The sequence below is a fragment of the Megasphaera massiliensis genome (assembly GCF_036305205.1).
Taxonomy (GTDB): domain Bacteria; phylum Bacillota; class Negativicutes; order Veillonellales; family Megasphaeraceae; genus Megasphaera; species Megasphaera massiliensis.
On the sequence record NZ_JAXIXE010000036.1, the window covers coordinates 61,613 to 86,441 of the forward strand.

19 protein-coding genes, 1 CRISPR repeat array and 1 other annotated feature are annotated in these 24,829 nt (G+C 48.8%); of the genes, 17 read left to right on the forward strand and 2 right to left on the reverse strand.

Features of this window, described 5'->3' with window-relative positions:
* Window positions 1–162: 162 nt before the first annotated feature.
* The 9 genes from UCI88_RS07140 to UCI88_RS07180 all read left to right on the forward strand — a co-directional run bounded on the left by UCI88_RS07140 (window position 163) and on the right by UCI88_RS07180 (window position 9,781).
* Window positions 163–1,173, forward strand: coding sequence for a phage replisome organizer N-terminal domain-containing protein (locus UCI88_RS07140; protein WP_256179291.1), 1,011 nt, complete (start codon window positions 163–165; stop codon window positions 1,171–1,173).
* Window positions 1,174–1,499: 326 nt separating this feature from the next.
* Window positions 1,500–2,543 carry an alpha/beta hydrolase gene (locus UCI88_RS07145; RefSeq protein WP_256179290.1) on the forward strand — a complete coding sequence of 348 codons (1,044 nt, stop codon included), beginning with the start codon at window positions 1,500–1,502 and terminating at the stop codon, window positions 2,541–2,543.
* A gap of 219 nt (window positions 2,544–2,762) precedes the next feature.
* Window positions 2,763–3,659 carry an alpha/beta hydrolase gene (locus UCI88_RS07150; RefSeq protein WP_256179289.1) on the forward strand — a complete coding sequence of 299 codons (897 nt, stop codon included), beginning with the start codon at window positions 2,763–2,765 and terminating at the stop codon, window positions 3,657–3,659.
* Window positions 3,660–3,670: 11 nt separating this feature from the next.
* The gene (locus tag UCI88_RS07155) at window positions 3,671–4,162 is read left to right on the forward strand and encodes a flavodoxin family protein (protein WP_330024159.1); all 492 of its coding nucleotides are present in this window, start codon (window positions 3,671–3,673) and stop codon (window positions 4,160–4,162) included.
* A gap of 79 nt (window positions 4,163–4,241) precedes the next feature.
* Window positions 4,242–5,192 (forward strand): cupin domain-containing protein, encoded by a 951-nt coding sequence (locus UCI88_RS07160; protein ID WP_256179287.1) that lies wholly within the window; start codon window positions 4,242–4,244, stop codon window positions 5,190–5,192.
* Window positions 5,193–5,518: 326 nt separating this feature from the next.
* Complete coding sequence (locus tag UCI88_RS07165; RefSeq protein WP_256179286.1) at window positions 5,519–7,219, forward strand: tetratricopeptide repeat protein; 1,701 nt, start codon at window positions 5,519–5,521, stop codon at window positions 7,217–7,219.
* A gap of 142 nt (window positions 7,220–7,361) precedes the next feature.
* Window positions 7,362–8,366, forward strand: a complete 1,005-nt coding sequence (locus tag UCI88_RS07170) for a restriction endonuclease (RefSeq protein WP_044503650.1) — start codon at window positions 7,362–7,364, stop codon at window positions 8,364–8,366.
* A 574-nt stretch (window positions 8,367–8,940) separates the two neighbouring features.
* Window positions 8,941–9,336: a hypothetical protein gene (locus tag UCI88_RS07175; protein ID WP_044503651.1), complete on the forward strand. Its 396-nt coding sequence runs from the start codon at window positions 8,941–8,943 to the stop codon at window positions 9,334–9,336.
* Between the two features lie 55 nt (window positions 9,337–9,391).
* On the forward strand, window positions 9,392–9,781 hold the full coding sequence (locus UCI88_RS07180; RefSeq protein WP_256179285.1) for a hypothetical protein: 390 nt from the start codon (window positions 9,392–9,394) through the stop codon (window positions 9,779–9,781).
* A gap of 155 nt (window positions 9,782–9,936) precedes the next feature.
* On the opposite strand, the gene UCI88_RS07185 is transcribed toward UCI88_RS07180, so the two are convergent.
* Window positions 9,937–10,638 carry a radical SAM protein gene (locus tag UCI88_RS07185; protein ID WP_044503653.1) on the reverse strand — a complete coding sequence of 234 codons (702 nt, stop codon included), beginning with the start codon at window positions 10,636–10,638 and terminating at the stop codon, window positions 9,937–9,939.
* Window positions 10,639–10,995: 357 nt separating this feature from the next.
* Between UCI88_RS07185 and UCI88_RS07190 the strand changes: the two genes are divergently transcribed.
* The 7 genes from UCI88_RS07190 (at window position 10,996) to UCI88_RS07220 (ending at window position 20,598) form a co-directional block, all read left to right on the forward strand.
* Window positions 10,996–11,601, forward strand: coding sequence for a DNA-3-methyladenine glycosylase I (locus UCI88_RS07190; RefSeq protein WP_256179284.1), 606 nt, complete (start codon window positions 10,996–10,998; stop codon window positions 11,599–11,601).
* Window positions 11,602–11,995: 394 nt separating this feature from the next.
* Window positions 11,996–14,464: a CRISPR-associated helicase Cas3' gene (cas3, locus tag UCI88_RS07195; RefSeq protein WP_256179283.1), complete on the forward strand. Its 2,469-nt coding sequence runs from the start codon at window positions 11,996–11,998 to the stop codon at window positions 14,462–14,464.
* 12 nt (window positions 14,465–14,476) lie between these two features.
* The gene (gene cas5c, locus UCI88_RS07200) at window positions 14,477–15,217 is read left to right on the forward strand and encodes a type I-C CRISPR-associated protein Cas5c (RefSeq protein WP_256179282.1); all 741 of its coding nucleotides are present in this window, start codon (window positions 14,477–14,479) and stop codon (window positions 15,215–15,217) included.
* Window positions 15,192–17,210, forward strand: a complete 2,019-nt coding sequence (gene cas8c / locus UCI88_RS07205; protein ID WP_256179281.1) for a type I-C CRISPR-associated protein Cas8c/Csd1 — start codon at window positions 15,192–15,194, stop codon at window positions 17,208–17,210. Before cas5c ends, cas8c begins: the two co-directional genes overlap by 26 nt.
* A 15-nt stretch (window positions 17,211–17,225) precedes the next feature.
* Window positions 17,226–18,125 (forward strand): type I-C CRISPR-associated protein Cas7/Csd2, encoded by a 900-nt coding sequence (gene cas7c / locus UCI88_RS07210; protein WP_256179280.1) that lies wholly within the window; start codon window positions 17,226–17,228, stop codon window positions 18,123–18,125.
* A 267-nt stretch (window positions 18,126–18,392) separates the two neighbouring features.
* A CRISPR array of direct repeats spans window positions 18,393–19,482; the repeat unit is 32 nt; unit sequence GTCGCACCCTTCATGGGTGCGTGGATTGAAAC.
* A gap of 192 nt (window positions 19,483–19,674) precedes the next feature.
* Entirely contained in the window at window positions 19,675–20,013 is a 339-nt protein-coding gene (locus tag UCI88_RS07215) for a hypothetical protein (protein WP_225069333.1), read from the forward strand.
* A 186-nt stretch (window positions 20,014–20,199) separates the two neighbouring features.
* Window positions 20,200–20,598 carry a hypothetical protein gene (locus UCI88_RS07220; RefSeq protein ID WP_256179279.1) on the forward strand — a complete coding sequence of 133 codons (399 nt, stop codon included), beginning with the start codon at window positions 20,200–20,202 and terminating at the stop codon, window positions 20,596–20,598.
* Window positions 20,599–20,855: 257 nt separating this feature from the next.
* On the opposite strand, the gene UCI88_RS07225 is transcribed toward UCI88_RS07220, so the two are convergent.
* A complete protein-coding gene (locus UCI88_RS07225) occupies window positions 20,856–22,427 on the reverse strand; it encodes a DEAD/DEAH box helicase (RefSeq protein WP_044503659.1) in 1,572 nt (523 codons plus the stop codon).
* A 246-nt stretch (window positions 22,428–22,673) separates the two neighbouring features.
* Window positions 22,674–22,921, forward strand: a binding site (T-box leader).
* A gap of 77 nt (window positions 22,922–22,998) precedes the next feature.
* Between UCI88_RS07225 and UCI88_RS07230 the strand changes: the two genes are divergently transcribed.
* Complete coding sequence (locus tag UCI88_RS07230; protein WP_256179278.1) at window positions 22,999–24,741, forward strand: 2-isopropylmalate synthase; 1,743 nt, start codon at window positions 22,999–23,001, stop codon at window positions 24,739–24,741.
* The last annotated feature ends 88 nt before the right edge of the window (window positions 24,742–24,829 follow it).

Sequence of the window (24,829 nt, forward strand, 5' to 3'; positions counted from 1 at the left end):
AACAATCTCTATTTTTGAGAATCCATGTATTTTCGAGAAAAGATAAAATGAAAATTGGCATTTTGGCGAAAAATTGTGCCGCATTTCGATTTATTTTTCTCTTATAAGAGTAGAGGGGTAATTTCGAAGGACAATCCCTAAAACGAAAATGAGGTGTTGGCAATGAACAAGTTACAATGGCTGAAAACGAAAGTAGGACTCTTTTTAGATCCCCGTATCCTTTATTTGATGAATCTTCCCAACGGCGATTCGTATATCGTCTTATGGTTCTTCTTAAAGGATATGGCCGGCATGGTCAATGACGAAGGCCGGATCTATGTATCTGAAAACGAGCCCCTTACGACGCAGCTCATTGCTAAGAGCCTGCACCGCCGCCAGCCGTTTATTGAAAACGGACTGCGGGCACTCGAGCAAGTCGACCTCATCGAACGCGACGAAAAGGGCATGATCCGTATCGTCATTTGGGATGAGCTGCAAAGCTTTCATCGTGACGAGAGGCGAAGGGAGCAGACCTCTGAACGGGTTCGCCGCTATCGGGAGAGGCAGCGCCTGACTCAAGAGGAAGAAGCTCAACAAGAGAGTTTTCAAGAAGAAAGTCTCATCGCTGAACCTTCCGGTGAAGACCATTCGGATACTCTGGACGAAGAACCGGTTGCCCTGCCCATCGATGAGCTCGTCGAAGAAGCTGTCGTAGCCGAAAAGGCGGGTGACATGCCGCTGGGAGAAATTCCTTCTACGGATGAAGGGGAAGTGTCTCAAACAGAACCGGAACGGCTTACAGGCGAAGCGGTGACGACGCCGAAGGCCGTGACGGGCTACGCCTCGGTCCGGACGTATCAGAACCTATTTGGGCCCATGCAGGGCGATTTTGCTCATCGATTGATCACCTTGGAAAACATGTGGGGCAGTGAGCCCACTTGTACGGCCATTGAGATGGCTCACGAAAACGAGGTCAATAATATAAACTATATTGCCGCTATTCTAAAAAACAGCAACGGACGACCCATGCGCGGCAAACGAAAGGAAGATAAGTACCATGGCTATCCGACCTTTGAGGCCTACGTTGAAGGTGTGTTGCGGGGCGAACCGGAATACAAACCCCATCTTCAGCGAGACGGTGAAAGAAAATCGGGACTGCGGCATATCAGCGACACCGGAGAAGGTCTTCTCTAAGCGAATCATGAAAGGCGGTGCTTTTTCGGATCATGACGGACTTTTCGCATCGGACGTCGTTTTTGAAGGCTGAAAATGATCGTGATTCCCATAGATATCGAAAGCCCAAGAGATATTTAATGCCCCGGCAGGGACCCATCGTCATCGAAATGGAAAACTTTTTTCAAAAAAACGCTTGACAGGTAGTTACTACCGGTTGATATCCTTGTTTCAAGAAGAGCGATACAAGCTACTTCTCATACAAAACGTATAAATCTGAAAGGTTGGTTATCGTGAACCAAAGTATCAAGAAAAAAATATGGAGTCTATTTTTGATGGGAGGTTTGATGATGATGAGTATGAATGGAAATACGGCAGCCGCCGCTTCGCCGAATGGGAATCCCTTTGGCCTCGTCTACGGCAATGCCATTGAAAAGAATGAACCGGGCAAGGTGAATATCCGCCCTGTCGAATATGAAGTGGATGGTATCAAAGTGTCTGCCAACCTCTATTTGCCGGCCGATTATGACGAAAAGAGCGATAAGAAGTATGCCGCCATTACCGTGGCGCATCCCAACGGCGGGACGAAGGAACAGGTAGCCGGCCTGTACGCCCAGCGCTTGGCTGAACTCGGCTATATCACGGTCGCTGCCGATGCTCGCTATCAGGGAGCCAGCGGCGGGACACCGCGCCTTCGCGATTACCCGTCGAACCGTATCGAAGACGTGAGCGGCATGGTCGATTACCTTTCTACGCTGAATAAAGTCGATCGAGCTCGCATTGCCGCCCTCGGTATCTGCGGCGGCGGTGGTTATACGCTGGCAGCAGCCCAGACGGATAAGCGCATCAAGGCTGTAGCCACCTTGTCCATGTTTAACTCCGGCCGGGTACGCCGCAATGGCTTCCACGATGCCGATATGGCAGGGATTCCGGCTCGCCTTCAAAAAGCGGCCGATGCCCGGGAAAAAGAACTTTCCGGCGAGATCGTCTATGAAGGGTTCCTGCCTCCTAACGCTACCGATGACGATCTTCGGGCTAAGATGGCAGAACTTCCGGAAAATACCCTCTACCATGACGGTATCGAATACTATGGTCTGACCCATCGCCATCCCAATGCGACGGGAAGCTACACGACGGAATCGCTCATGAAGCTCATGGCCTTTGACGTCGAAGATCGGATGGATCTCATCGATCAGCCTCTGTTGATGATGGCCGGCGATAAGGCCGACACCCTCTACATGACGGAAGATGCCTTTGCCAAAGCCAGCGGTACGAACGATAAGGAATTGTTCCTCATCAAAGGCGCCAGCCATATTCGGACCTATTGGGTTCCGGAATACGTCGATGAAGCTGTCAATAAACTGGCTGATTTCTACGGGAAGCGTCTGTAAGCGTAAGCCCATACGTTGTAACCAGTTCAACTGGGTATGAAAAGCCCTGCCGGTATCGGTTTAGGGCTTTTCGGCCTAGGGGGATTACGCCTTGTCATGGCGTTTGACGGTTTATTTTTTGGATATCCCTTGATACGGGCAGGGCCTAAAAAAAGTGCGAATGACCTTCTTTGAGCGCCGTATCCGGGGATACCATGAGAAAGGAGACGATTTTCGAAGATGATTAAGAGGACAACCGGGGCCTTTTCGTTGGATTCAACCATCCGCGATGTCATCCAGGATGAGGCATTTTCCGGCTTCGGCCGCCTGCTGTTTCCCGTAGATCTGGCGCTGCCGCCGCAGATGACGTTGAAGGATTTGGGAAAAGCCTTTCTTTGGTACAGCTATATAAAGCCGGAGCGGACGGTGAGCCTCGTCAATGAGCTGAAAGAAAGGGTCCTTGCCGGGGAGACGGTTTTTTACGATATTTACAGTCCGGCGGAAAAGGCTGCCGATCCGAAAAAGAAGGATACGGGGTTATTTTTCTTCCGCGGCAAGCCTCAGGGCAAGACTGCCATTCTCAGCGCCGGCGGCGGGTTTGTCTATGTCGGTGCCATGCATGACAGTTTTCCTCATGCCCAGGAGCTTGCCAAGGACGGTTACAACGCCTTTGCCCTCATCTATCGCGTCGGTGCCCAAACGGCCTGTGAAGATTTGTCCCGGGCCATTGCCTTTATCCATGACCATGCAAGAGAACTAAATATCGATGTCAGCGATTATTCCCTCTGGGGCGGTTCGGCAGGCGCTCGGATGGCGGCCTGGGTCGGTACGTATGGGACGGGAGCCTTTGGCGAAAGACCATACCCTCAGCCGGCGGCGGTCATCATGGAGTATACCGGATTGTCCGATGTCACCGGAAGGGAGCCGCCTACGTATAACTGCGTCGGGACGGCCGACGGCATTGCCTGGTATGGCACCATGAAACGACGGATCGAAGGCATTCGGGCCCATGGAACCGATGCCGACATTGAAATTTTCCCGGGGCTGCCCCATGGCTTTGGCCTCGGAGAAGGGTCCGTTGCCGAAGGATGGATCCATCGAGCCGTTTCTTTTTGGCAGCGGCAGATGAAAGATTGAAAGATTATTTTATGATTTGGATGACAGCCTTTGGCTGTCAGAAAGGAAGCATCATGAGTATTTTATTTATCAACGGAAGCCCCAATAAAAATGGAAATACGGCCAAGATGGCTGCGGAACTCCTTAAAAATCAGACCTATGCAACGCTGAACCTCGTCGATTACCGGATCAATGCCTATGGACAGGACCTGCCCGGAGACCAGTTGGACACCGTTCTCGAAAAGATTGAAGCGGCCGATGTCCTCGTCGTCGGATCGCCGGTGTACTGGCATAATATCTGCGGCTCCGTACGAAATGTACTGGACCGTTTTTACGGGAAGGTTTCCCAAGGGAGCTTATCCGGGAAAAAACTCTTCTTCATCTTCCAGGGAGCTGCGCCGGAAACGTGGATGCTCGAAGCGGGCGAGTTCACGATGAAACGCTTTGCCGCCTTATACGGCCTGACTTATGTGGGCATGGCCAAGAATGCGAAAGAAGCGGGGGACCTGGCCGCTTCCTTATAAGTTAGAAAGAATCCTGTCGGACAGGCGTGCCTAAGAAGGCGGGAGAAAAGTGACTATTTAAAAAAAGAGGTGAAGAGAGATGGCAAGATGGATTTTGTTTTTTATGGTGATGCTGTCGTCCCTGTTGCCGGTTATGACCATCGATGCGGCCGAACATCAAAAGATGCCTTTTCCCGTAGGGAAGGATATTTCTGACCGCTTTGTCGGGACCGTTCATCGGAATGATTTAATCGAGGCTGATGCTGTCTATCAGGTTCCTCAGACCAATGTCATTACCTTCGAGCCGGGAAGCTACAGCGGCTGGCATGCCCATGGGGCTATGACCGTCATCGGTGTCGCAGGTCAAGGAATTTATCAGGAATGGGGAAAAGATGCCGTTCGTATCAACCCCGGTGACGTCGTCGAGATTCCCGCCGGTGTCAGCCATTTTCACGGCGCGGTTGAAGACTCGGCCTTCCAGCAGATCGTCATCTACGATAAGAACTGGCAGGCTCCGAAGGATGCCGCTGCCGTCCATACGGGACCGCTGAGCCCTGAGGAATATGAAAATATCCATTTTTCCGATACGGGCAAGACGAAGGTTGCCGAAAAAAGAGATGACGCCTTTCTGTTCCCTTATTCACCGGAGCCCTATGCGTCACCGAATTTCAATCACCCCGTCTATTTGGGGAAGGTACTGACAAAGCCGAACGCTGCGGGTTCTCCGGAATGGACGTATGTCGTCTTTCCTAAGGGAACCTATAACCGTTGGCATAGCCATAAGACCGGGCAAATCTTGATCGCCACCGACGGCGTCGGCTACCATCAAATACAAGGCGGTAAGGTAGAAGTCCTTCATCCCGGAGACGTCGTTTACTGCCCGCCCGGTGTCGTCCATTGGCACGGCGCTGCCCCGGACAGTACCTTTGCCCATATCGCCATCAGCCCACACGATAACCATGACGTGATCTGGTACGGTTTCCCGACGGCAGAATATGAATCACTTTCCGGCGTATCCGATAAGACAACCGTCGAAAACGGTGCGGCTTAAATCAAGATAGATAACAGCCGAATACGGCTATGAATGAAACCTAGCCTATTGCCATTTCTAAATGGCGGCTGGAGCGTAAAAGGGACTTGCCTTTTGTGAACCGCCCCCCCTTAAAGTTGGACCTAAAAATCTAACTTTAGGATGTCGGTTTTTCAATGGGCGAGTCTTTTTTTGTATAGGATGGGTTTGACTGGGCAACAGGAAAAATTTGTATAAGGCCAACATCATTATTGCGGACGATGACATATTCTGTCATGACTGCGCGATATAATAGGAATTACAGCACCGATGAAAATTAGACATCACACTATTGGGAGGTAAGGGAGATGACGGTATCGAGATTTTGTTTTTTGGAGCAGGATTTTCCTCAATTGTATGATCTCTGCGTCTGGGCCGAGGAGGCTTCCGAGGCTAAGGAGGCCATGGAGGAGATGAGCCTGGCTATGAGATGGATGATTCGTGATTTAGGGGCTGCCTATTTGAATTTGTTTGAGGGCATCAATGAATTAGAAGAAAAAAAGCTCGTGGATCAAGGCTTAAGCCGCCATTTCCATGAGGTTCGTCGTATGGTCGAGTCTTATGGCCGGGAGGATGGGGATGTGCAACTGTGTTTGGAACGGTTATTGATCCTGACCACAGCCTATGGGCTGTATAAGGGAAAATCCTACAGGACGGAAGACTTTTGGCCCGCTGATGTCCCCGCCGTGAGCCGCTATTTGACTCAAGGTGGAAGACTGTCCGGGGACACCGAAAAAGAGGTACAGCAGGTGCAGCCCCTGTCTCGCCGGGGCTTTGAAACGCCGAGTGCCTTCCGGCAGCGGATTACGGCTATGGAGCCTGTGTATATTGGCTGTGCTGTTCTTGATCCCCGTAAAGGCGACGGGTATACGGACAGCTGTTTTTTGAGGTACCATATCGATCGTAATCCGGATATCCGATTTTCGCCTGTCCAAGCTTTTTACGTGACCGGCGTGACCGATGACACGGTCATCGACGGGGAGTTGGTGGCAAAGTTAAGGATTCATGAGGATGAGGTCTGTTGTGATTACAGTAAGGTGTATCTGAAGCATGGCGACGAGTTGATCGCTGTACAGCCCATCTGTTGGGAGCCATTCCCGTATGAAACGGAGGTCGCTTATGAAGAAAGAATCCGTCAGATGCCCTTCCTGCCCTTTGGTAGGGTGACGGCGGTACTTGCAGACTATGATGCCGAGGCGGAGAGGCTGCCGTTTTTTATTCGGCCCTTTTGCTTTTGTGCAAAAGATGATTATGCAGAAACGATTTTGAAAGATGTAGGATTGACTAAGACCGGGGTTGTCAATTCTCGGGTTCATCTTCCCTGTAACCGTGATATGGTAAAAAAGATTTCTCGTTCGCCAAAGCAGCTCACCCTTTTTCTGAAGCTCCATACGGTCGAGGTGGTTGCTGAATTTGTATTGTGGCGAGACGATGTCGGGGAGGTTTTCCGCAGCGTGTATGAGAACCAGCGGGACTGGGGCGGTGCAATATGGCATCAGAAATGGTATCGGGAAGCCGTTGAACTGGGAGATTCCATGGCACAATACAATTTGGGAGGAGAAGCATCATGGGATGGAGATGAGTATCAGGCCTTTTCATGGTTCCAAAAATCAGCCGACCAAGGCCATGCCAGTGCGCAGTATCAGTTAGGGGACTGCTATTATGAAGGAAAAGGCGTCGCACAAGATTACAGCAAAGCCGCAGCGTGGTACCAAAAAGCAGCTGATCAAGGAGATGACGATGCACAGTGTGATTTAGGAAGGTGCTATTACTTTGGCAATGGTGTTGAACAAGATTATCGAAAAGCTGTCGAATGGTTTCGAAAAGCAGCGAATCGGGAAATTGGCAGTGCCGAAGCCATGTGCTATTTGGGAAACTGTTACCGTTACGGTACCGGCGTCGAACAAGATCGGGAACAAGCCATAAAATGGTATAAAAAAGCGGCTATGGACGGCAAGGGCGATGAAGACTTGCAGGAAATTGTACGGCAGGCCTTAGCAGAAATGTAACTTTTGGGTGTGAAAAGGCCATAAGGCATCGGATTGTGATGAAGGTGCCTTTTTTGAGGGACTTTGCTGCCTCATTCGTGATATAATTAAATTTAAGTTGAAAATGCATTATTCAAAACACGATATAAGGCGGTATAAGGATATGTCTCATGAAGAAAAAAGGGTATGGGGGATTCATACAACGGATGATAATTTATTTTTGCAGCGCCATGTCATTGCCATTGGTTGGGAGGATATGGGTGATTTGAGTCAGCTCGAAGCCAATCGCGATGCTTTCAAGGAAAAGTACGCAGCCGTTTATCCCGATGCCCGCAAGGGCCGGATTTCAACCCATGCCGGTATGCTCTATCGATTTGTCCACGAGGTCGGAATCGGCGATTACGTGGTATTCCCGTCCAAAATCGATCGCCGGATTAATATCGGCATCATTGAAGGGGAATATGAGTTTCATCCGGGCGATGCATCGTATGGCCAGCAGCGTAAGGTGACATGGTTGAAGCATCTTCCCCGGACTTTCTTCTCTCAAGGTGCGCTGTATGAAATCGGTTCTGCCCTGACCTTCTTTTTGGTGAAAAATTATGCCGACGAGTATCTTTCTGCCCTTGATCAGGGATTCGAGAAACACACGGAAGCCATCGGGGATGAGGAAGATGACAGTGTGGGGGCTACGGCAGCGGATATTGTAGAGGCGACGAGAGATTTCATTTTGAAGGAATTGAGCAAGCATCTCAAAGGATATGGTTTAGAGGACTTTGTGGCTGACCTCTTACGGGCCATGGGGTATCGTACCATCGTGTCGGCCCATGGCGGAGACAGCGGAATCGACATTACGGCTTATAAAGATGAGTTGCCGCCTCGGATTCTGGTGCAGGTTAAAAGCCAGGACGGCGACATAAGGGAAGCGGCCATCCAATCCTTGAAAGGCGCCATGCGGGAAGGGGACTACGGCCTTTTTGTAACCTTATCTAACTATACCCGGAATGCCCAAAAGTATCTGGACAGCACGCCCATCATTCGCGGCATCAATGGAAACGAGCTGGTCGATTTGATTTTGAAATACTATCCGGATTTGAGTGAAAAGTATCAACAGATGATTCCTTTAAAGCGGGTGTATATCCCCGTTGTAAAAGAAGATTCCCAGCCATAGGCGAACTCCTTTCAATCATAAAAGAAAAAGACATATCGAACCCCTTTTGGCCCTTGGCAGAAGCTGAGCTAAAAGAAAGGCGCGATATGTCTTTTTGTGCTGCAAATCCGGTGAGGCAGAAGGGGGTTTATGGCAATGATTCCGCTGCCGATGGCACATCGTGGATACGGGTGCAGGCATCGGCCGTCGGGAGCATAGATCGAGCATCTTTTTTGTATAAAACAGTATAACAAAGTTGCCTTTATTTTGTTATAATGAAAATAGCTATAAATCGCAGATATAGTCAGATGACTAAAAAATAGAGAATTCATTGTGACCGGAACGGACGCGGAAAGGGGGAAAAACGTCGGCAGTACAGGGCCTTTTGAACATGAATTCTATGAATAGAGACGGTTTTGTCACGATGGCTTTGTATAATCGGAAGTATATAGAATCGAATGGAGGGGGTTTTTCGTATTTGCTACCAGTCAGATGGCTGCTCAATTAGTTGTTCTATCGTTCGATACTCTCTATCATGACGTGTACTGCGATGGCCTATTGCTATGAGGATAGAGCGTTATTTTTAGTAAAGGGGATGAAGCGGGTGAGAAAGTTGGCTAAGGCATTGGCAGTCTTTTTGTTGATATATCTGGTCCTCTTCGGCTGCGCCGGTCCTTCGAAGGCTGCCGACGTTTGGGTCGATCATTGGGCTTCGGAAAATGTGGATTTGTATGTCATGGATGATATCTTAGCTTCCGGAACCGATTCACAGGGACCGTGGTTTGCCGTAGCTGTCAAACGGGTTCAAAATGGCAAGTTGGACAAAGTGGTGACTTGGCGGTTCTTTAAGGCCGATACGGTGTGGCAATATTACACGAGCACCATGGCCGGCAGCCGTCGTACGGGCGTCCTGGTGCCTAATAAAATCTTTGAATATGGGATGAAGCAGTTGGGATGGTCCTATTCGAGTGACGGCACGCATTACTATTAAGGCGCTGCTATATGTATGATTGACAGGCGATTCTATTCACAAAGGAGATGAGGTCGTGAAACGGTTGTGGAAGACGTTATTGATTTGTTGTGTGGGATGTATGTGCTTCTTTGCCGGCACCGGTTCTGCCGGGGCTGCCGACGTTTGGGTCAACCATATGGCATCGGAGAATGTAGACGTCTATGTCATGGATGATACCTTAACCTATGGGACGAGTGCGACCGGGAAATGGTTTTCTGTCTCTGTAAAAAGAGTTCAAAACGGCAGGTTGGGTGAGGTCGTGACTTGGCGTTTTTCTCAGTATAAGACGGACATGTGGCGGTATCGGACCAATACCATGTCGGGAAATCATACGACGGTGCTCATGGCTCCCAACAAGATTTTTGAATACGGCATGAATCGGTTAGGCTGGTCCTATCGCCTCAACGGGACGTATTATTATTAAGCATCTATTATTTGATTCGTTGCTGGAAAAAGGGATTGAAACAATTATTCTAAAACGAGGATGAAAGCCGCGGGTCTGTGGACTTGCGGCTTTTCTTTTGGGAGGGGGCTGACCTTGCAGGGCGGTTCGCTAAGGGCGTCTGAGCTTCACCGAAATTAGAAGTTCAAAGGTTCTTGCAGAAAACGCGTAATCTCTTCGAGCCTTTCCGGAGCGATGGCCAACACTTTATCGAAGGGAGGCTCCAGGGTTACGACGTGAAGTTCGTCAGGCGTTATGGATTGGACGGCCTTGTGGAAAATTTCGAGAGAGTCCGCATCGTCACTGTAGCCTTTGACGATGGTGATCTCCAGATGGAAGCGGCCGCTGTAGTTTTTTCGGAATCGGACCATGTTGTTTATATGCTGATGAAGGGTGTAGCCCGGAAGGGGGCGCTGTGCCTTTTGAAAGGCTGCTTCGTGAGCCATTTTCAGTTCGCCAATGACTTCTTCACAGTGACCGGCCAGTCTGGCGTATTCCGGATTTCCATAGAGGTAGCCGTTGGAGAGGAGGCGTACGGGAATTCCGGCTTCGTGGATGGTATGGATGATCTGTTCGAGTTCCGGTAAGAGCAGGGCTTCTCCCAGGGAGTTAATAAAGACTAAGTCGGGACGTATGTCACGGAGCCGTTGCTGTAAGTCGCCCATGGCCGGGGCCATGTCGTCCAAATGGACGGTTTCCTCTGTTTGTATGTGGGTCAACTTTCGGCTGACCGGGCAGAAGATGCAGTTAAAGTTGCAGTATTTGTCCGGGAAGAGATTGACCTCTAAGACCGTTTTTCCATTTTCCTCATAAGGTTCCTTGTAAAAGAATGTTTTCATTGTTTCCTCCTAAAAACTAAAAAGGCGCCGCGTCCTCATCTGCTAAGACCTGACGATGAGGAACACGGCGCACTCTGACTACTCGGCAGCAGTCAGTACCATTACATATGAAGTTGAACTGATTATAGCAAAAGTTTGGGAAAGAATCAATGGGAAATTCTCTTTCGAGGGCGCATCCCTTATCGGTAGCGAGGAACTTCCTTCGATGGTATAATTAGGATATGGAAACATGTGTTTGCTAACGGGTTCGTCAGGACTGCCGCCTCTGTTTCAAGGACTATCATGGCGCTAAGCCTTTGATTTGATGAGGACCGAGAAGAGAGGGCTGCCTTTCGGGTTAAGAAAGGGGAGAAAAAGATGGGATATTGTGAATGGGCCAATACGGATCCGCTCAATACGACGTATCATGACAACGAATGGGGCGTTCCCGTTCACGATGATCGGCAGATGTTTGAGCATTTGACCTTGGAAAACCTGCAGTGCGGCCTCAGTTGGCTGATCGTTTTGCGCAAGCGGGATATTTTCCGGCAGTGTTTCGACAACTTTGATTACGATAAGGTGGCAGCTTACGACGACGCCGATGTGGAACGCATCCTAAATACCGACGGCATGATCCGCTCGCCCCGGAAGATACAGACTGTCATCAACAATGCCCGTTGCTGTCAGAAACTGCGCGACGAATTCGGAAGCTTGTGCGACTACTTCTGGAGCTTCACCGGCGGAAAAACGATTCTCTATCAAGGTCATGCCAAGGGAGCGATTCCGGTCCGCAACGGCTTGTCGGAACGAATCAGCAAAGATATGAAGAAGCGCGGTTTTAAGTATGTCGGCGGTGTCACTATTTACTCCCACCTCCAAGCCTGCGGCATCATCAACGACCACGATGCCACTTGCCTGCGCCGCCAGATCATTATCGACAGCCATCCGACGGTGACGAAACGAAAAGATAACGAAGTCTATTAAAGGATAGGAACGCCGTGAGTTTAGAGGACTCGCGGCGTTTTTTTGTATGCGTTGTTTCCCGAGGCGGCCCTCGATATTACGTTATGATTTGAGAAATAACGAAGCACTATAATGGGCTCAAAGGATACATGACATGTCAATTTATTCTCATCGTAAATCGGATGTGGGATTTTACATCATTCATTGAAATTACTTTAGAGAAGGGAGGTATGCTTTCATTAATTTTTATTTAATTCTAATCTACATGCTTTGTAGTAAATATCGTTTAGGAGTATAATGAGTTTTAGAGATATATGAATGTCGATTGTTTCTTGTCAGGAAGCCGCATCGTGAACCGGTATATGGCTTAGATTGAGGCATAGACCGGCCTGACGTCGTATTGCTAGGAGCTTTTATGACGATTATAGCGCATTTTCGAAGAGATAAGGACGGCAAGGTTGTGGTACAGGCTTTGAGGAATCACTTAGTGAACGTGGCTGAGAAGATGGAAGTTGCCGCAACACCTTGGGGCTTGGGCGCCTTGGCGAAGTTGACCGGCCTCTTGCATGATTTTTCTAAGAGCCGCAGTCAGTGGATTGAGGGGCAAAAGCCTTTTCAGGTATATATTCGAGACATAATTGCCGATGCTGAAACAGCAGTTCGTGATCGTGGCAAAATCGATCATTCGACAGGAGGAGCCAAGTTTTTATGGAAGCGTTATGGCAGTCTAAATGAGGAGATGAAAAGGAAGACGATCAATCTAATCGATCTTTCCGTTATGTCTCATCACGGCGGATTGGCGAACTTTTTGAGTGAGCGCGGCGAATCGGATTATGTACGGCGTCTTCAAAAAGAAGGCGTTGCAACGAAAGAGGAAGAGGATTACTTTTTTGAATCGGTCCTGTCATCGACGGAGTTGGATGATCTCTTCCATAAAGCCGTTGCCGAAGTCGAAGAATTCCAGGACCGCATTAATAAATGCTGTCCGTCTAAAAATCGTGAAAACCGCCAAAAATATTGGTTTTATTGGGGCATGGTCGAAAGGCTGCTTTTTAGCTGGTTAGTCGATGCTGATCGATTGGATTCGGCAGAGTTCGAAGGGAACTCCTCTTTGACGCAGAATTGGGATTACGATAAGCTGTGGAATCTCTTTTCCGGGAAATTGGAAGATAAGCTTCACTCCTTTGTCCTGCCGGTAGATGGTAAGGCCCGGGCCATTGCCTTGGAACGGCAAAAAATCAGTGATGCCTGCCAACACTTTGGAACGGAGAAACCGGGCATCTACACCTTGTCGGTACCGACGGGGAGCGGCAAGAATTTTGCTAGTATGCGCTTTGCGTTAGCTCAGGCCCAAAAGTACCATAAAAAGCGAATCATCGTCGTCATTCCTTATACGTCGATTATCGATCAAAATGCCAAGGAAATCCGTGACGTATTCCAGCTTGATGCGGCCGTGTTGGAGCACCATTCCAACGTATTGCCCAAGGAAGACATGAGTGAGGAAGAGCGGGAATGGCGGAAGTTATTGACCGAACGCTGGGACACGCCGGTTATTTTTACGACCCAAGTTCATTTCCTTGAGACTTTATTTGAAGGAAGCTGCCAATCGACCCGCCGGCTTCAGGCATTGACCGACAGTATCATCATATTCGATGAAATTCAGACCTTACCCGTTAAATGCACCTATATGTTTAATCTGGCTATGAATTTCTTAAAGCACTTTGCCGGCGTCACGGCCGTTCTTTGCACGGCGACGCAGCCCCGATTAGATAACATGAAGATGCATTGCATTGAGTCTGATGGGGAAATAATGGATGATCTAAAGGCTGTTTATGAGGCTTTTCAGCGAGTAAAATTCGAGTATTTGAAAGATACCTTGCATACGGCTGAAACGCTGGCACCCTTGCTGCTGAAAGATGCGGTGGAATCGGGCAGTGTCCTCTGCATCGTCAATTTGACTCGCCAGGCTCGCGACATCTATACGGCTGTAAAGAATCTGGCTGCCAACAGCGAAGACAAAGTCGAGGTGATTCACTTGAGCACCAAAATGTGTCCGGCCCATCGAATGGATAAAATTAAACGCATGAAGGAGGCCTTGGCGGCCTTTCATAGCGGAACATCGAAGCGCAGGCTCATCTGTATCTCGACGCAGCTGATTGAAGCCGGTGTCGACGTGTCCTTCACGACGATATACCGTGCTCTGGCCGGCCTTGATTCTCTGGCCCAGGCGGCAGGCCGCTGTAACCGTCATGGTGAAATGGAATCAGGCCTAGTCAAGATCTTTCAGATGGAAAGGGAAAATCTCGATAAACTGCCCGACATCCAAATCGGCATCAAAATGGCCAAGGATTTGCTTCATAATATCGATATCCAGGACATTCTAAAACCAGATAATTTGGATGCCTACTTTATGAAGTATTACAACGATCGAGGAGATCTCAAGAAATCTTATGAGTTGCCGCCGAGGAAGTATACCATGTTAGAACTTATTTCAGCGAATGATATCGGATATCAGGCCTGTGGGGAACGAGACAAGATAGAAATAAGCAAGTACCTTTCCTATCGTCATGCTTTTTGGGATGCAGGCAATGCCTTTTCGGTCATCGACTCGGAAACCATCGGCGTCATCGTTCCTTATGAGGAGGGGAAAGATTTCATTAAGGCCTTAAATGGTTCCGTTGAAAATCCGAAGGAACTCTTGAAACTGTTCAAGAAGGTTCAGCCATATACGGTCAATGTCTTTTCCTATGAACTGGAACAGCTTCAGCGAATGGGTGCTATTTTCCAGACTCTGCAAGGACCATTGGCCTTGCGGGAAAAGTATTATGATTCGGCCATCGGTCTCAAATTAGAAGAACAAGCAAATCCATTTTGTAATTATTAAGGAGGGGATATTTTGCGAAATGAAATAACCTTTAAAGTATACGGAAGAATGGCGTTATTTTCCGATCCCATTACCCGTATAGGCGGCGAAAAATCATCCTATTCTGTGCCAACCTACCAGGCTTTGAAAGGAATCGTTGAAGGTATTTATTGGAAACCGACGATCATCTGGTACATCGATGAAATGCGGGTCATGAAGGAGATTCGTACCCAGTCTCGCGGGGTAAAACCAAAGGGCTATAATAAGAAAATGAATACGTTGTCTATTTATAAGTATTTGAGCGACGTTTGCTATGAAGTGAAGGCTCATTTTGAGTTCAACCTTCATCGACCGGAACTTGCCTGTGACCGCAATGAAAATAAGCACTATAAGATTGCCAAACGAATGGTCGAACGAGGCGGCCGCCGTGATATTTTCTTAGGTACGCGAGAATGTCAGGGCTATGTAGAGCCCGTTGACTATGGTGAAGCTCCCGGTGTTTATGATGATACTCCGGCTATTCCCTTGGGAACGATGTTCCATGGCTTTAACTATCCTGATGAAACGGGGCGAGACATGATGCAGGTCCGTTTTTGGCAGCCTGTCATGAATCACGGCGTCATTCGCTTTATTCGCCCGGAAGCCTGCACCCTCGTGCGGAATATTCACAAGGTGAAAGCCAAAGTCTTTACACCGGACGATATCTGCTCCGTGGACGAGAAGCGGCGGTGCTGGAAGGAGACTTGCCATGAGCTGGATTATGGAGTTAGTTAAAACCTACGATGCCCATGAAGACTTGGTGGGAAAAGAGAATATAGAGGGGAGTAAGGCTGTTTTAATGCCAATCTGTCATGTCGTACAGAAAGCCCAAATCGAAGTGACCATCGACGGTGAGGGTAACTTTAGTCATGCCAGCGTCCTTCCCAAAGCAGAACAGTCAACCCTCCTTCCCTGTACCCCGGCTTCGGAAGTGAGGACGTCGAACTTGGCCCCACATCCGCTGCATGACAAATTAATTTATATTGCCCGTGACGGTGACTTATATCGAGAAGAACGGGATAAAAAAGGACGAAGCCCTTACTCACTCTATGTAGAGCTCTTAGGCAAGTGGGTCCATTCTCCTTATAGTATCCCTAAGGTAGAAGCGGTGTATAAATACGTTACGCAGCATGATATCATCGATGACCTGTGCAGGGCCAATCCGCCCGTCCTCTACCGTGATGATAAGGGCAACATCATGCAAAAATGGCCTTATAAAGACCGACCTAAACCGGATATCTTTTCTGCGGTAAGTGACGACATTTTAAAAGCCTTAGTTCGGTTTCGAGTCATCCATATCCCCGGTGATAATGAACCTGATTTATGGAAGGATCAGGACTTGCAGCGGCAATATATAGCCTTTTTTAAGCATGAATTTTCTAAAGATTTGGAGCTTTGTTACGCAACGGGAAAAATGATGCGTCCTGCGGGCAAACAAGGCAAGAGAATCCGTTCGCCAAAGGACAAGTCTAAGCTCATTTCATCCAATGATACTAAGGGACTTACCTTTCGCGGTCGTTTTAAAAACGCGCATGAATGTTTGTCTCTCGGCCATGAAACCTTGCAAAAAGCTACCAATGCCTTGGCCTGGCTTATTCGCAACCAAGGTCATGATTGTGAGGGCCGCGTCTTTTTGGCTTGGAGTAGTTCAACGCCGCTTCCCGATATTTTGTCGGCTACGAACGATGTTATTGGTGATGAATGGAGTACTCCTTTAGAAATTACACAGCCGCAGACATTAACGCAATGGGTAGAAAGCTTTGACCGTGCTATTAAGGGATATTACCATAATTTTGAAAAAGATCCGAATGCGAAAGCGAACGTTATCGTTCTCGATGCGATTACATCAGGGCGACTATCCATTTGTTATTACGATGAGTTTTCGGGAAGGGATTTTATTCGGCGTATTGAAAAATGGCATAAATCGGGCCGCTGGATTCAGCATAAAGAGGTTACGGATAATAAAGAAAAAAAGGATAAAATTAGCCGTAAATCTAAAAAAAGAATCCTCGGCTATGTGGGGGTACCTTCGCCACGAACCCTCATTAAGGCCTGCTATGGCGAAAATGTCAGTGATACGAAAATGAAGATGGAGCTCGAACGCATTTTCAATTGTATCGTACAAGGACGGCCCTTACCCATCGACATGGAACGATGCATTGTGCGGCGCGTCGTCACGATGGCCAATACTGCATCCGGCAATAAGTACTATCCGTGGAGACATGGTATTGTAGAACCGGCTTGTACCGTCATTTGTAATCGATGGAATGGAACTCATTCAAAGGAGGAAGAATATAAAGTGGCACTTGATGAAAAAAACTGCAATCGTGATTATCTCTTTGGAAGACTTTTGGCCGTAGCCGACCAAATAGAACGGTCCACTTTTAAGGGGAAGGACAAGTATTCGCGGCTTACGAACGCCATGAAGTACATGGAGGTATTTTCCATGCGGCCGGCGAAGACGTGGATGACCATTCACAATCGCCTGCTTCCATACATGCAAAAACAGAAAGAAAAACATGGCTCGAAAGAACTTGAGCTGTTGGCCCGGATAACGGATCTTTTTCAGGAAGAAGATTTTGTCTCCGACGCACCCTTGGGAAGTCGCTTCCTGCTTGGATTCTATAGTCAACAGGTCGTTATCCAACAGGAAAGTCAAGATTATACAGACTCAAAAAATAGTCAATCTGGGGAATCAGATTCAGCTGATCAATCAGATGAAGCGTAATAGGGAGGAATTATCATGACGACATTAGCAAATAAAATTGATTTTATCGGCTTTATCACCGTAGACCATGCCAATCCCAACGGGGATCCTTTGAACGGTAACCAGCCGCGCAGTGATTACGACGGCTACGGCGAAATTTCTGACGTCTGCCTTAAGCGCAAGATTCGCAACCGCTTGCAGGACATGGGTGAACGAATTTTGGTTCAGTCCAACGAACGTTGTGACGACGGATATGACAGTATTCGATCAAGAGTCGCCGGTGAAGAAGCTATGAAGAAACCTTTGGCGATGAAAGAAAAAGATGCCGGACGGAATAAAATGATTGCCGAAGAAGCCTGCAAAATTTGGACCGATGTCCGTGCTTTCGGTCAGGTTTTTGCGCTGAAAAAAGGTGGTGGCATTGACTCTGTTTCCGTCGGTGTGCGCGGGCCTGTATCCATTCATACGGCTATTAGTTTAAATCCTATTATCATTACCAGTATGCAGATTACTAAGAGCGTTAACACTGAACCGGGAGATATAAAAGGCTCCGATACGATGGGGATGAAGCATCGCGTCGACTTCGGCGTCTATAAAGTCGTCGGCAGCATCAACGTCCAGTTGGCTGAAAAAACGGGCTTTAGTGAAGACGATGCGGAAAAGGTAAAAGAAGCCTTGGTCACCTTATTTGAAAACGATGCATCCTCAGCTCGGCCGGAAGGCAGCATTGAAATGACGAAATTCTATTGGGTTCGCCATAATAATAAAACGGGCAACGCCTCGTCAGCTCGTGTCCATCACAGCGTCACGGCTAACTTAAAAGAAAGCGGTACAGCAGCCCATTCCTTTGACGACTACGTCATCGATGACAGCGCCTTGAAAAATATCGAAGGCCTCAACATTGAAGTCTATCAGGAAGGTGAAAAAATCCAGTAAGGGATTCTAGAGAGAAAACGGGGATTTTGACCATGGTCGGCTAATATGACGTCACATATAACCCTATGACGAAACCCGTGCATCAGAACCGGAGAAAGGCACAGATTGACAGTGCGAAGATATAGTGAACATCGTATTAGCCGCCAAAAATCTCGATTACGATAGAAAAAATTGATTAGATCCCTAATTTAGTAAGAACAAACTGTATCAGTGGGGAAATATCCCCATCGATACGCGCAAAAGAGACTATAAAAACGTCCTTTTGCTGTCGCACCCTTCATGGGTGCGTGGATTGAAACATGCTTCTCTAATAGTTACTGTGTTGTGTTGACCGTCGCACCCTTCATGGGTGCGTGGATTGAAACGCCCTGAATCTAATGGGCTTATGGTTATAGCAGAAGTCGCACCCTTCATGGGTGCGTGGATTGAAACATAATCCGTTTTGGGGTTTCCGCTCTGACCAGTCGTCGCACCCTTCATGGGTGCGTGGATTGAAACTCGGCGGGACGGCTGAGGTTAAGAGTGCCGGCGGGTCGCACCCTTCATGGGTGCGTGGATTGAAACTGATTTCCCGAAACTGACTGGTCACCATCAATAGTCGCACCCTTCATGGGTGCGTGGATTGAAACATTGAAAGCCCCGGAAAAGGATGATCGAAAATGAAAGTCGCACCCTTCATGGGTGCGTGGATTGAAACGATATGGCGACAAACGATTTGGAATCCGATAAAGTCGCACCCTTCATGGGTGCGTGGATTGAAACGCCGCGACTGACTGGCTGGTGCTGGCGGCCTTGGGTCGCACCCTTCATGGGTGCGTGGATTGAAACTGCAATGCGCTCTACTCCTAACGAGGGCAATATAAAGTCGCACCCTTCATGGGTGCGTGGATTGAAACGGACACGGCTAAACCGGGCTTCCGACTAACAGTGCGTCGCACCCTTCATGGGTGCGTGGATTGAAACGACGGCGTGGTGTTGGTGCCGATGATCCCGCAGAAGGTCGCACCCTTCATGGGTGCGTGGATTGAAACGTTTTGTACGCTCCATTTTACGCCCGATCCATAGTCGCACCCTTCATGGGTGCGTGGATTGAAACGTTGATTAAGGAGTGATTACACTGAGAGATAATAGTCGCACCCTTCATGGGTGCGTGGATTGAAACAGTTAATCTACCGTATCTCATCATTTCATGCCGTCGCACCCTTCATGGGTGCGTGGATTGAAACGATTCGTCCGGGTCCTGCATTGTAGGCAGCTTCGGTCGCACCCTTCATGGGTGCGTGGATTGAAACCGTGACCCGATGGACGCGGAAGATGTGATAATGGTCGCACCCTTCATGGGTGTGTGGATTGAAACGACAGTGGTCAGATGGATTATGCCAAGAAGAACGTGTCGCACTCTCAGGGGTGCGTGGATTGAAACAGTTAGCAGTTCGGGAGCAACTCAATAATGAAGGGTCGCACCCTCCATGGGTGCGTGGATTGAAGCAGCTATGATCAAGGAAATACATTAGGTATTATTTCGATGCATAGAAGGAGGTTGAAACAAATGATTGAACTGATTGTCTTATACTTTATTGTTGATTTCTTCACTGTACAAGCTTATCTGACTCAACGAGCTGTACTTGATATACAACGGGCGCTTATGTTACCCTTTGATTTCAGGCCAATTGTTTGCCCGCTGTCAAAATGGTACAAGTTCCGTAGGATACCTCAAGTCATTGACTTTGCTATTCTTATCTTCATAGCTTATCAGTATAAATGGTATTATGCAGCAATTTTACTTATCCTTGATTTTGCAATAACAACATTCATCCCTGTTCCAAAAAGCAAGATGGATTGGGCAAAAGATAAAATGGATGAAACAGCACTACAACTCGCGAAGTAAGTGTCGATGTTCTTTATCCATAAGTTCATGGATTGAAACATTTACCTTGTGCATTTGTTGTCGGATTGTTATAACGTCGATGAACGTCTACTGCAAGTGATACCAATAAATAAGGGGGATTATGACATACAAGGAAACTCATCAGTTATTATGTAGATGTATTGAAGGATATAGGAAGGTGTTATTATGAACGTTCTGCGTTGGATACTTGTTTTACCGTCTTTTATTGTTTCTTATGGCCTTGTTCGTTTTATTGCCCTAGCACTCATTTTAATCTTTGCCGGGACGACGGGCTTTCTCTATGCATTTTGTTCCATCGTTGTTGAAGGGATACTTGCTACCATGTTTGCACTGGCCACTTCCGTTTGGGTAGCACCGTCGCACCGTGACAAAGTAGTATATGCGTTGTCGGCATTCGTCGTAATTGTATCAGCCATTAGCTTGTTCCTGGGAGTTGGAAAATATGGTTTTGGAAATATGCCGGACTGGCAAGGAGCTATCACGGTTGCAGCAATGGCCGTTACTTGTTTATATGTATCCTATCTTACGCACAAGGAGGGGACGGTAAAAGTTTTCGGAAGATAAAAAGCCCACATAATAAGTATCGTGTGAGTATAATACTATGGTCATACCCTTCATGGGTGCGTGGATTGAAACTACATGAACGATTCCCTGTCAATTGCGATGCCGAGTCGCACCCTCCATGGGTGCGTGGATTGAAACTCGAATAATTTGCTCATTCAGCTTTATCGGCTCGTTGCACCCTTCATGGGCGCGTGAATCGAAACTGGCAAAAAGAATACCCTCTCTACACCGGTAGGGAGGGTATTTCTATGCTCGAATCAGTCTTTGAAGTAAGGCTTAAACACGGAACGATTCGGTTCTTTATGTTGTTTTTTTTCGGAGCGCTGGTTGTTACGGAAGGTGCCGTGGTTATTGGAGTCGCGATTTTTCGGAGCGAAGTGACGACGGCGTTCGCCTCGTTCTTGGCCGTCTTCTTTTCCGTTGCGGCGGTCTTTCCGATTGCGGTCGTTGCGGCGATAGTTGCGGTCGCGATTATTTTTCCCTTGGCGGCTGCGATGGACGCGGAGAGGGGCTTCTTCGGTAATCTTGACGGGCGTCGTGTCCGGTTCTTTCGTGAGCAGCTTGATAGCGGCTGCAACGAGGGACGCCGAGTCGTAGTTTGCCAGGAGTTCTTCGGCATTTTCTTTATAGCTTCCGAAGTTGCCTTCTTCTGCGGTAGCGGCCAGGTTGCGGATGGCTGCCTGCTGGGCGCCTTCTAAGGCTTCGGAGAAGGTCGGTGCTTTGCGGCGGGCGATGCTGCGCTTAATGAGGCGTTCGATAGTGCGCAGGTGTTCCATTTCACGGGGAATGACGAAGGTCGTAGCTTCGCCGCTCTGGCCGGCACGACCGGTACGGCCGACGCGATGAACGTAGCTTTCCGGGTCCTGGGGCAGGTCGTAGTTGAAGACGTGGGTGACACCGCTGATATCGAGGCCGCGGGCGGCGACGTCGGTAGCGACCAAGATATCGATGGTCTTTTCACGGAACTGGCGGATGACGGTGTCGCGCTTAGCCTGGGTCAGGTCGCCGTGGATGCCTTCTGACGAGTAGCCGCGTTTCTTTAAGGCTTCTGAGACTTCGTCGACGCGGCGTTTGGTGCGGACGAAGATGATGGCCAAATCCGGTTCCTGCAGGTCGAGGAGACGGCAGAGGATGTCGAACTTCTGGCGATCCGGTACTTCGATGTAAGACTGTTCGATGAGGTCCATGGTGACTTCTTTGGTCTTCATGCGAATCATGAGGGGGTCGTGAAGGAAGGTTTCGGCCAATTGTCGGATCGGTTTCGGCATGGTAGCCGAGAAGAGCAGGGTCTGGCGCGTGTTTGGGGTCGCTGCCATGATGAGGTTGATGTCATCGATAAAGCCCATGTCCAGCATTTCATCGGCTTCGTCGAGGACGATGGTCGCAATGTGGCTCAAGTCGATGGTGCCGCGTTTCATGTGGTCGATGAGGCGGCCCGGGGTGGCGACGATGATCTGCGGGCTTTTCCGCAGGCGGCGCAGCTGGCGTTCCATATCTTGACCGCCGTAAATAGGCAGGGCCTGAATGTTGGTGAATTGAGCCAAGTGGTTCAGTTCTTCGGCGACCTGCATGGCGAGTTCACGGGTCGGGGATAAGACGACGGTCTGAATTTCTTTGGAAGGTTCGGCCTTCAATATTTTTTCCAGGACAGGAATGCCGTAGGCAGCGGTCTTACCGGTACCGGTCTGGGCCTGGCCAATCATGTCGGAGCCGCTCATGGCGACGGGAATCGATTCGGACTGGATCGGCGTCGGTTCTTCAAAACCCATTTCGTTCAGGGCACGGATAATGACTTCGCTGATATTTAAATTTTGGAATTTCTCTAACATGTACTTCCTCCTTGTTGTGTAACTTATTTATTATAGCATTAATGATTGAAAAAAGATAGGGCCGGTCTTGTTTCCGGGCGGGAAGGTACCTTTTAAGCAACTTGTTTCAAGATAAACGTTAAACTAGAATCATTTAGAAATTATTAACATAAGTTTGACGTTTAACTTTAAAATATTTTGAAAAAAGCCTTGCCAAACAGACATGATGGTGGTAAGATACGAACCATCAACAAAACAATCCAAAATAAAAATGCGTTGAAGAGAACTAGTAGGTTCCAGAAAGCTTACAGAGAGCTGTCGGCAGGTGCGAGGCAGCAGCGGCATGGAACGGAACTCCTCTCTAAGCAGCTCGCTGAAACAAAAGGAGTAGGTGGAGCCGGGGCCTGGCCGTTAACAGACAGGAGGGTATCGACCTAAAGTCCGTACCTGTAGAGTGCCTATGGAAGCATAGGAATTAGAGTGGTAACGCGCAAGTGAAATCTTTCGTCTCTTTGGAGGTGGAAGATTTTTTTTATTTTGATTGTGTAATGAGTTGTTTTTAATTTATTTCATAATCATAGGAGTGATGACCATGGAACACGTAGAACATTATCAAAAAGGTTATTTTATGCCGCCCGTCGTCGATATGTCTTGGACTCAGCGGGAGTATCCCGAACAGGCACCGGTCTGGTGCAGCGTCGACTTGCGCGACGGCAATCAGGCCCTTATCATCCCTATGAGTTTAGAAGAAAAAGTTGAATTTTACAAGGTCTTGGTCGCCATGGGCTTTAAGGAAATCGAAGTCGGCTTCCCGGCAGCATCGGAAACGGAATTCGAATTCCTGCGCTACTTAGTCGATCATAATTTGATTCCCGACGACGTCACCGTCCAGGTCCTGACCCAGGCGCGGGAGCACATCATCCGCCGGACCTTTGAAGCCTTGAAGGGCGTTAAGCATGCCATCGTCCACGTCTATAACTCGACGTCCTTTGCCCAGCGCCAGCAGGTCTTCCATAAATCGAAGGAAGAAATCAAGCAGATTGCCGTCGAAGGGGCGGCCTTACTGAAAAAACTGACGGAAGAAGCCGGCGCCGACTACCGCTTCGAATATTCGCCGGAAAGCTTTACCGGGACGGAACCGGAATACGCCCTCGACGTTTGCAACGCCGTCCTCGACGTTTGGCAGCCGACGGCCGACCGCAAGGCCATCATCAATTTGCCGTCGACGGTGCAGATGTCCATGCCTCACGTCTTTGCCTCGCAAATCGCCTATATCTCGCAGAACCTGAAATACCGCGACAACGTCGTCTTGTCGGTCCATCCCCATAACGATCGGGGGACCGGCGTGGCCGATGCCGAAATGGCCATCCTGGCCGGGGCTGACCGCGTGGAAGGGACCTTATTTGGCAACGGCGAACGGACGGGCAATGCCGATATCGTGACCATCGGCATGAACATGTATGCTCTCGGCGTCGATCCGGGCCTCGATTTTTCCCACATGACAGACCTCGTCGATACGTATGAACGGGTGACACGCATGGAAGTCCACCCTCGTCAGCCTTACGCCGGGAAACTGGTCTTTGCCGCCTTCTCGGGATCTCATCAGGATGCCATTGCCAAAGGCATGCATTATCGGGCCGAACAGCATCAGCCCTACTGGAACTGCCCCTACCTCTACATCGATCCCCACGATATCGGTCGGACCTATGATGCCGACGTCATCCGCATCAACAGCCAGTCCGGCAAGGGCGGCATCGGCTTTATCATGGAGCAGCACTACGGCATCGCCATGCCCAAGAAGATGCGCGAAGACTTCAGTTACTTCGTAAAAGAAGTGTCCGACCACGCTCATCAGGAATTGAAGCCTCATGAAATTTACGACGTATTCCAGAAACATTACCTCAATACGGAAAGCCCGCTGAAAGTCGAAGACTTTTCCCTGCAGAAGAAGGGCAACCGCTGGATCGGCACGGTCCTGGTCCGGGCCAATGGCGAAGAAATCGTCCTCCAAGGCGACGGCAACGGTCAATTAAATGCCGTCAGCAACGCCATCTGTAAGGCCTACGGCATCGAGTTTGAAAACCTCGTCTACAGCGAACATGACCTCGACGGTGATTCCGATTCCCGGGGCATTGCCTACTTCGGCCTGACCGATAAAACGGGGCAGACGACGTGGGGCGCCGGTATCGATACCGATACGATGACGGCCTCCATTCGGGCCTTCGTGACGGCTGTCAATCGCATGGAAGGCATGGATCAGCGCGTTCGCTTTCGTCACTTCGCCTCGGCCCCAACAGAAGTAGCTGCCTTTAAGGCGGCTGCCAGCCAACATTGATCCTATTTTAGAATTCTGCGTTTTTTTGAATATTCATCCATTTCGAGAAATGACAGCGTTTCCCGAAAAACAGGATTTTTAAGGAGTG

Coding starts and splice junctions, on each gene's coding strand:
- UCI88_RS07140 (WP_256179291.1), top strand. CDS start 163: ATGAACAAGTTACAATGGCTGAAAACGAAAGTAGGACTCTTTTTAGAT.
- UCI88_RS07145 (WP_256179290.1), top strand. CDS start 1,500: ATGATGATGAGTATGAATGGAAATACGGCAGCCGCCGCTTCGCCGAAT.
- UCI88_RS07150 (WP_256179289.1), top strand. CDS start 2,763: ATGATTAAGAGGACAACCGGGGCCTTTTCGTTGGATTCAACCATCCGC.
- UCI88_RS07155 (WP_330024159.1), top strand. CDS start 3,671: ATGATTTGGATGACAGCCTTTGGCTGTCAGAAAGGAAGCATCATGAGT.
- UCI88_RS07160 (WP_256179287.1), top strand. CDS start 4,242: ATGGCAAGATGGATTTTGTTTTTTATGGTGATGCTGTCGTCCCTGTTG.
- UCI88_RS07165 (WP_256179286.1), top strand. CDS start 5,519: ATGACGGTATCGAGATTTTGTTTTTTGGAGCAGGATTTTCCTCAATTG.
- UCI88_RS07170 (WP_044503650.1), top strand. CDS start 7,362: ATGTCTCATGAAGAAAAAAGGGTATGGGGGATTCATACAACGGATGAT.
- UCI88_RS07175 (WP_044503651.1), top strand. CDS start 8,941: ATGAAGCGGGTGAGAAAGTTGGCTAAGGCATTGGCAGTCTTTTTGTTG.
- UCI88_RS07185 (WP_044503653.1), bottom strand. CDS start 10,638: ATGAAAACATTCTTTTACAAGGAACCTTATGAGGAAAATGGAAAAACG.
- UCI88_RS07190 (WP_256179284.1), top strand. CDS start 10,996: ATGGGATATTGTGAATGGGCCAATACGGATCCGCTCAATACGACGTAT.
- cas3 (WP_256179283.1), top strand. CDS start 11,996: ATGACGATTATAGCGCATTTTCGAAGAGATAAGGACGGCAAGGTTGTG.
- cas8c (WP_256179281.1), top strand. CDS start 15,192: ATGAGCTGGATTATGGAGTTAGTTAAAACCTACGATGCCCATGAAGAC.
- cas7c (WP_256179280.1), top strand. CDS start 17,226: ATGACGACATTAGCAAATAAAATTGATTTTATCGGCTTTATCACCGTA.
- UCI88_RS07215 (WP_225069333.1), top strand. CDS start 19,675: ATGATTGAACTGATTGTCTTATACTTTATTGTTGATTTCTTCACTGTA.
- UCI88_RS07220 (WP_256179279.1), top strand. CDS start 20,200: ATGAACGTTCTGCGTTGGATACTTGTTTTACCGTCTTTTATTGTTTCT.
- UCI88_RS07225 (WP_044503659.1), bottom strand. CDS start 22,427: ATGTTAGAGAAATTCCAAAATTTAAATATCAGCGAAGTCATTATCCGT.
- UCI88_RS07230 (WP_256179278.1), top strand. CDS start 22,999: ATGGAACACGTAGAACATTATCAAAAAGGTTATTTTATGCCGCCCGTC.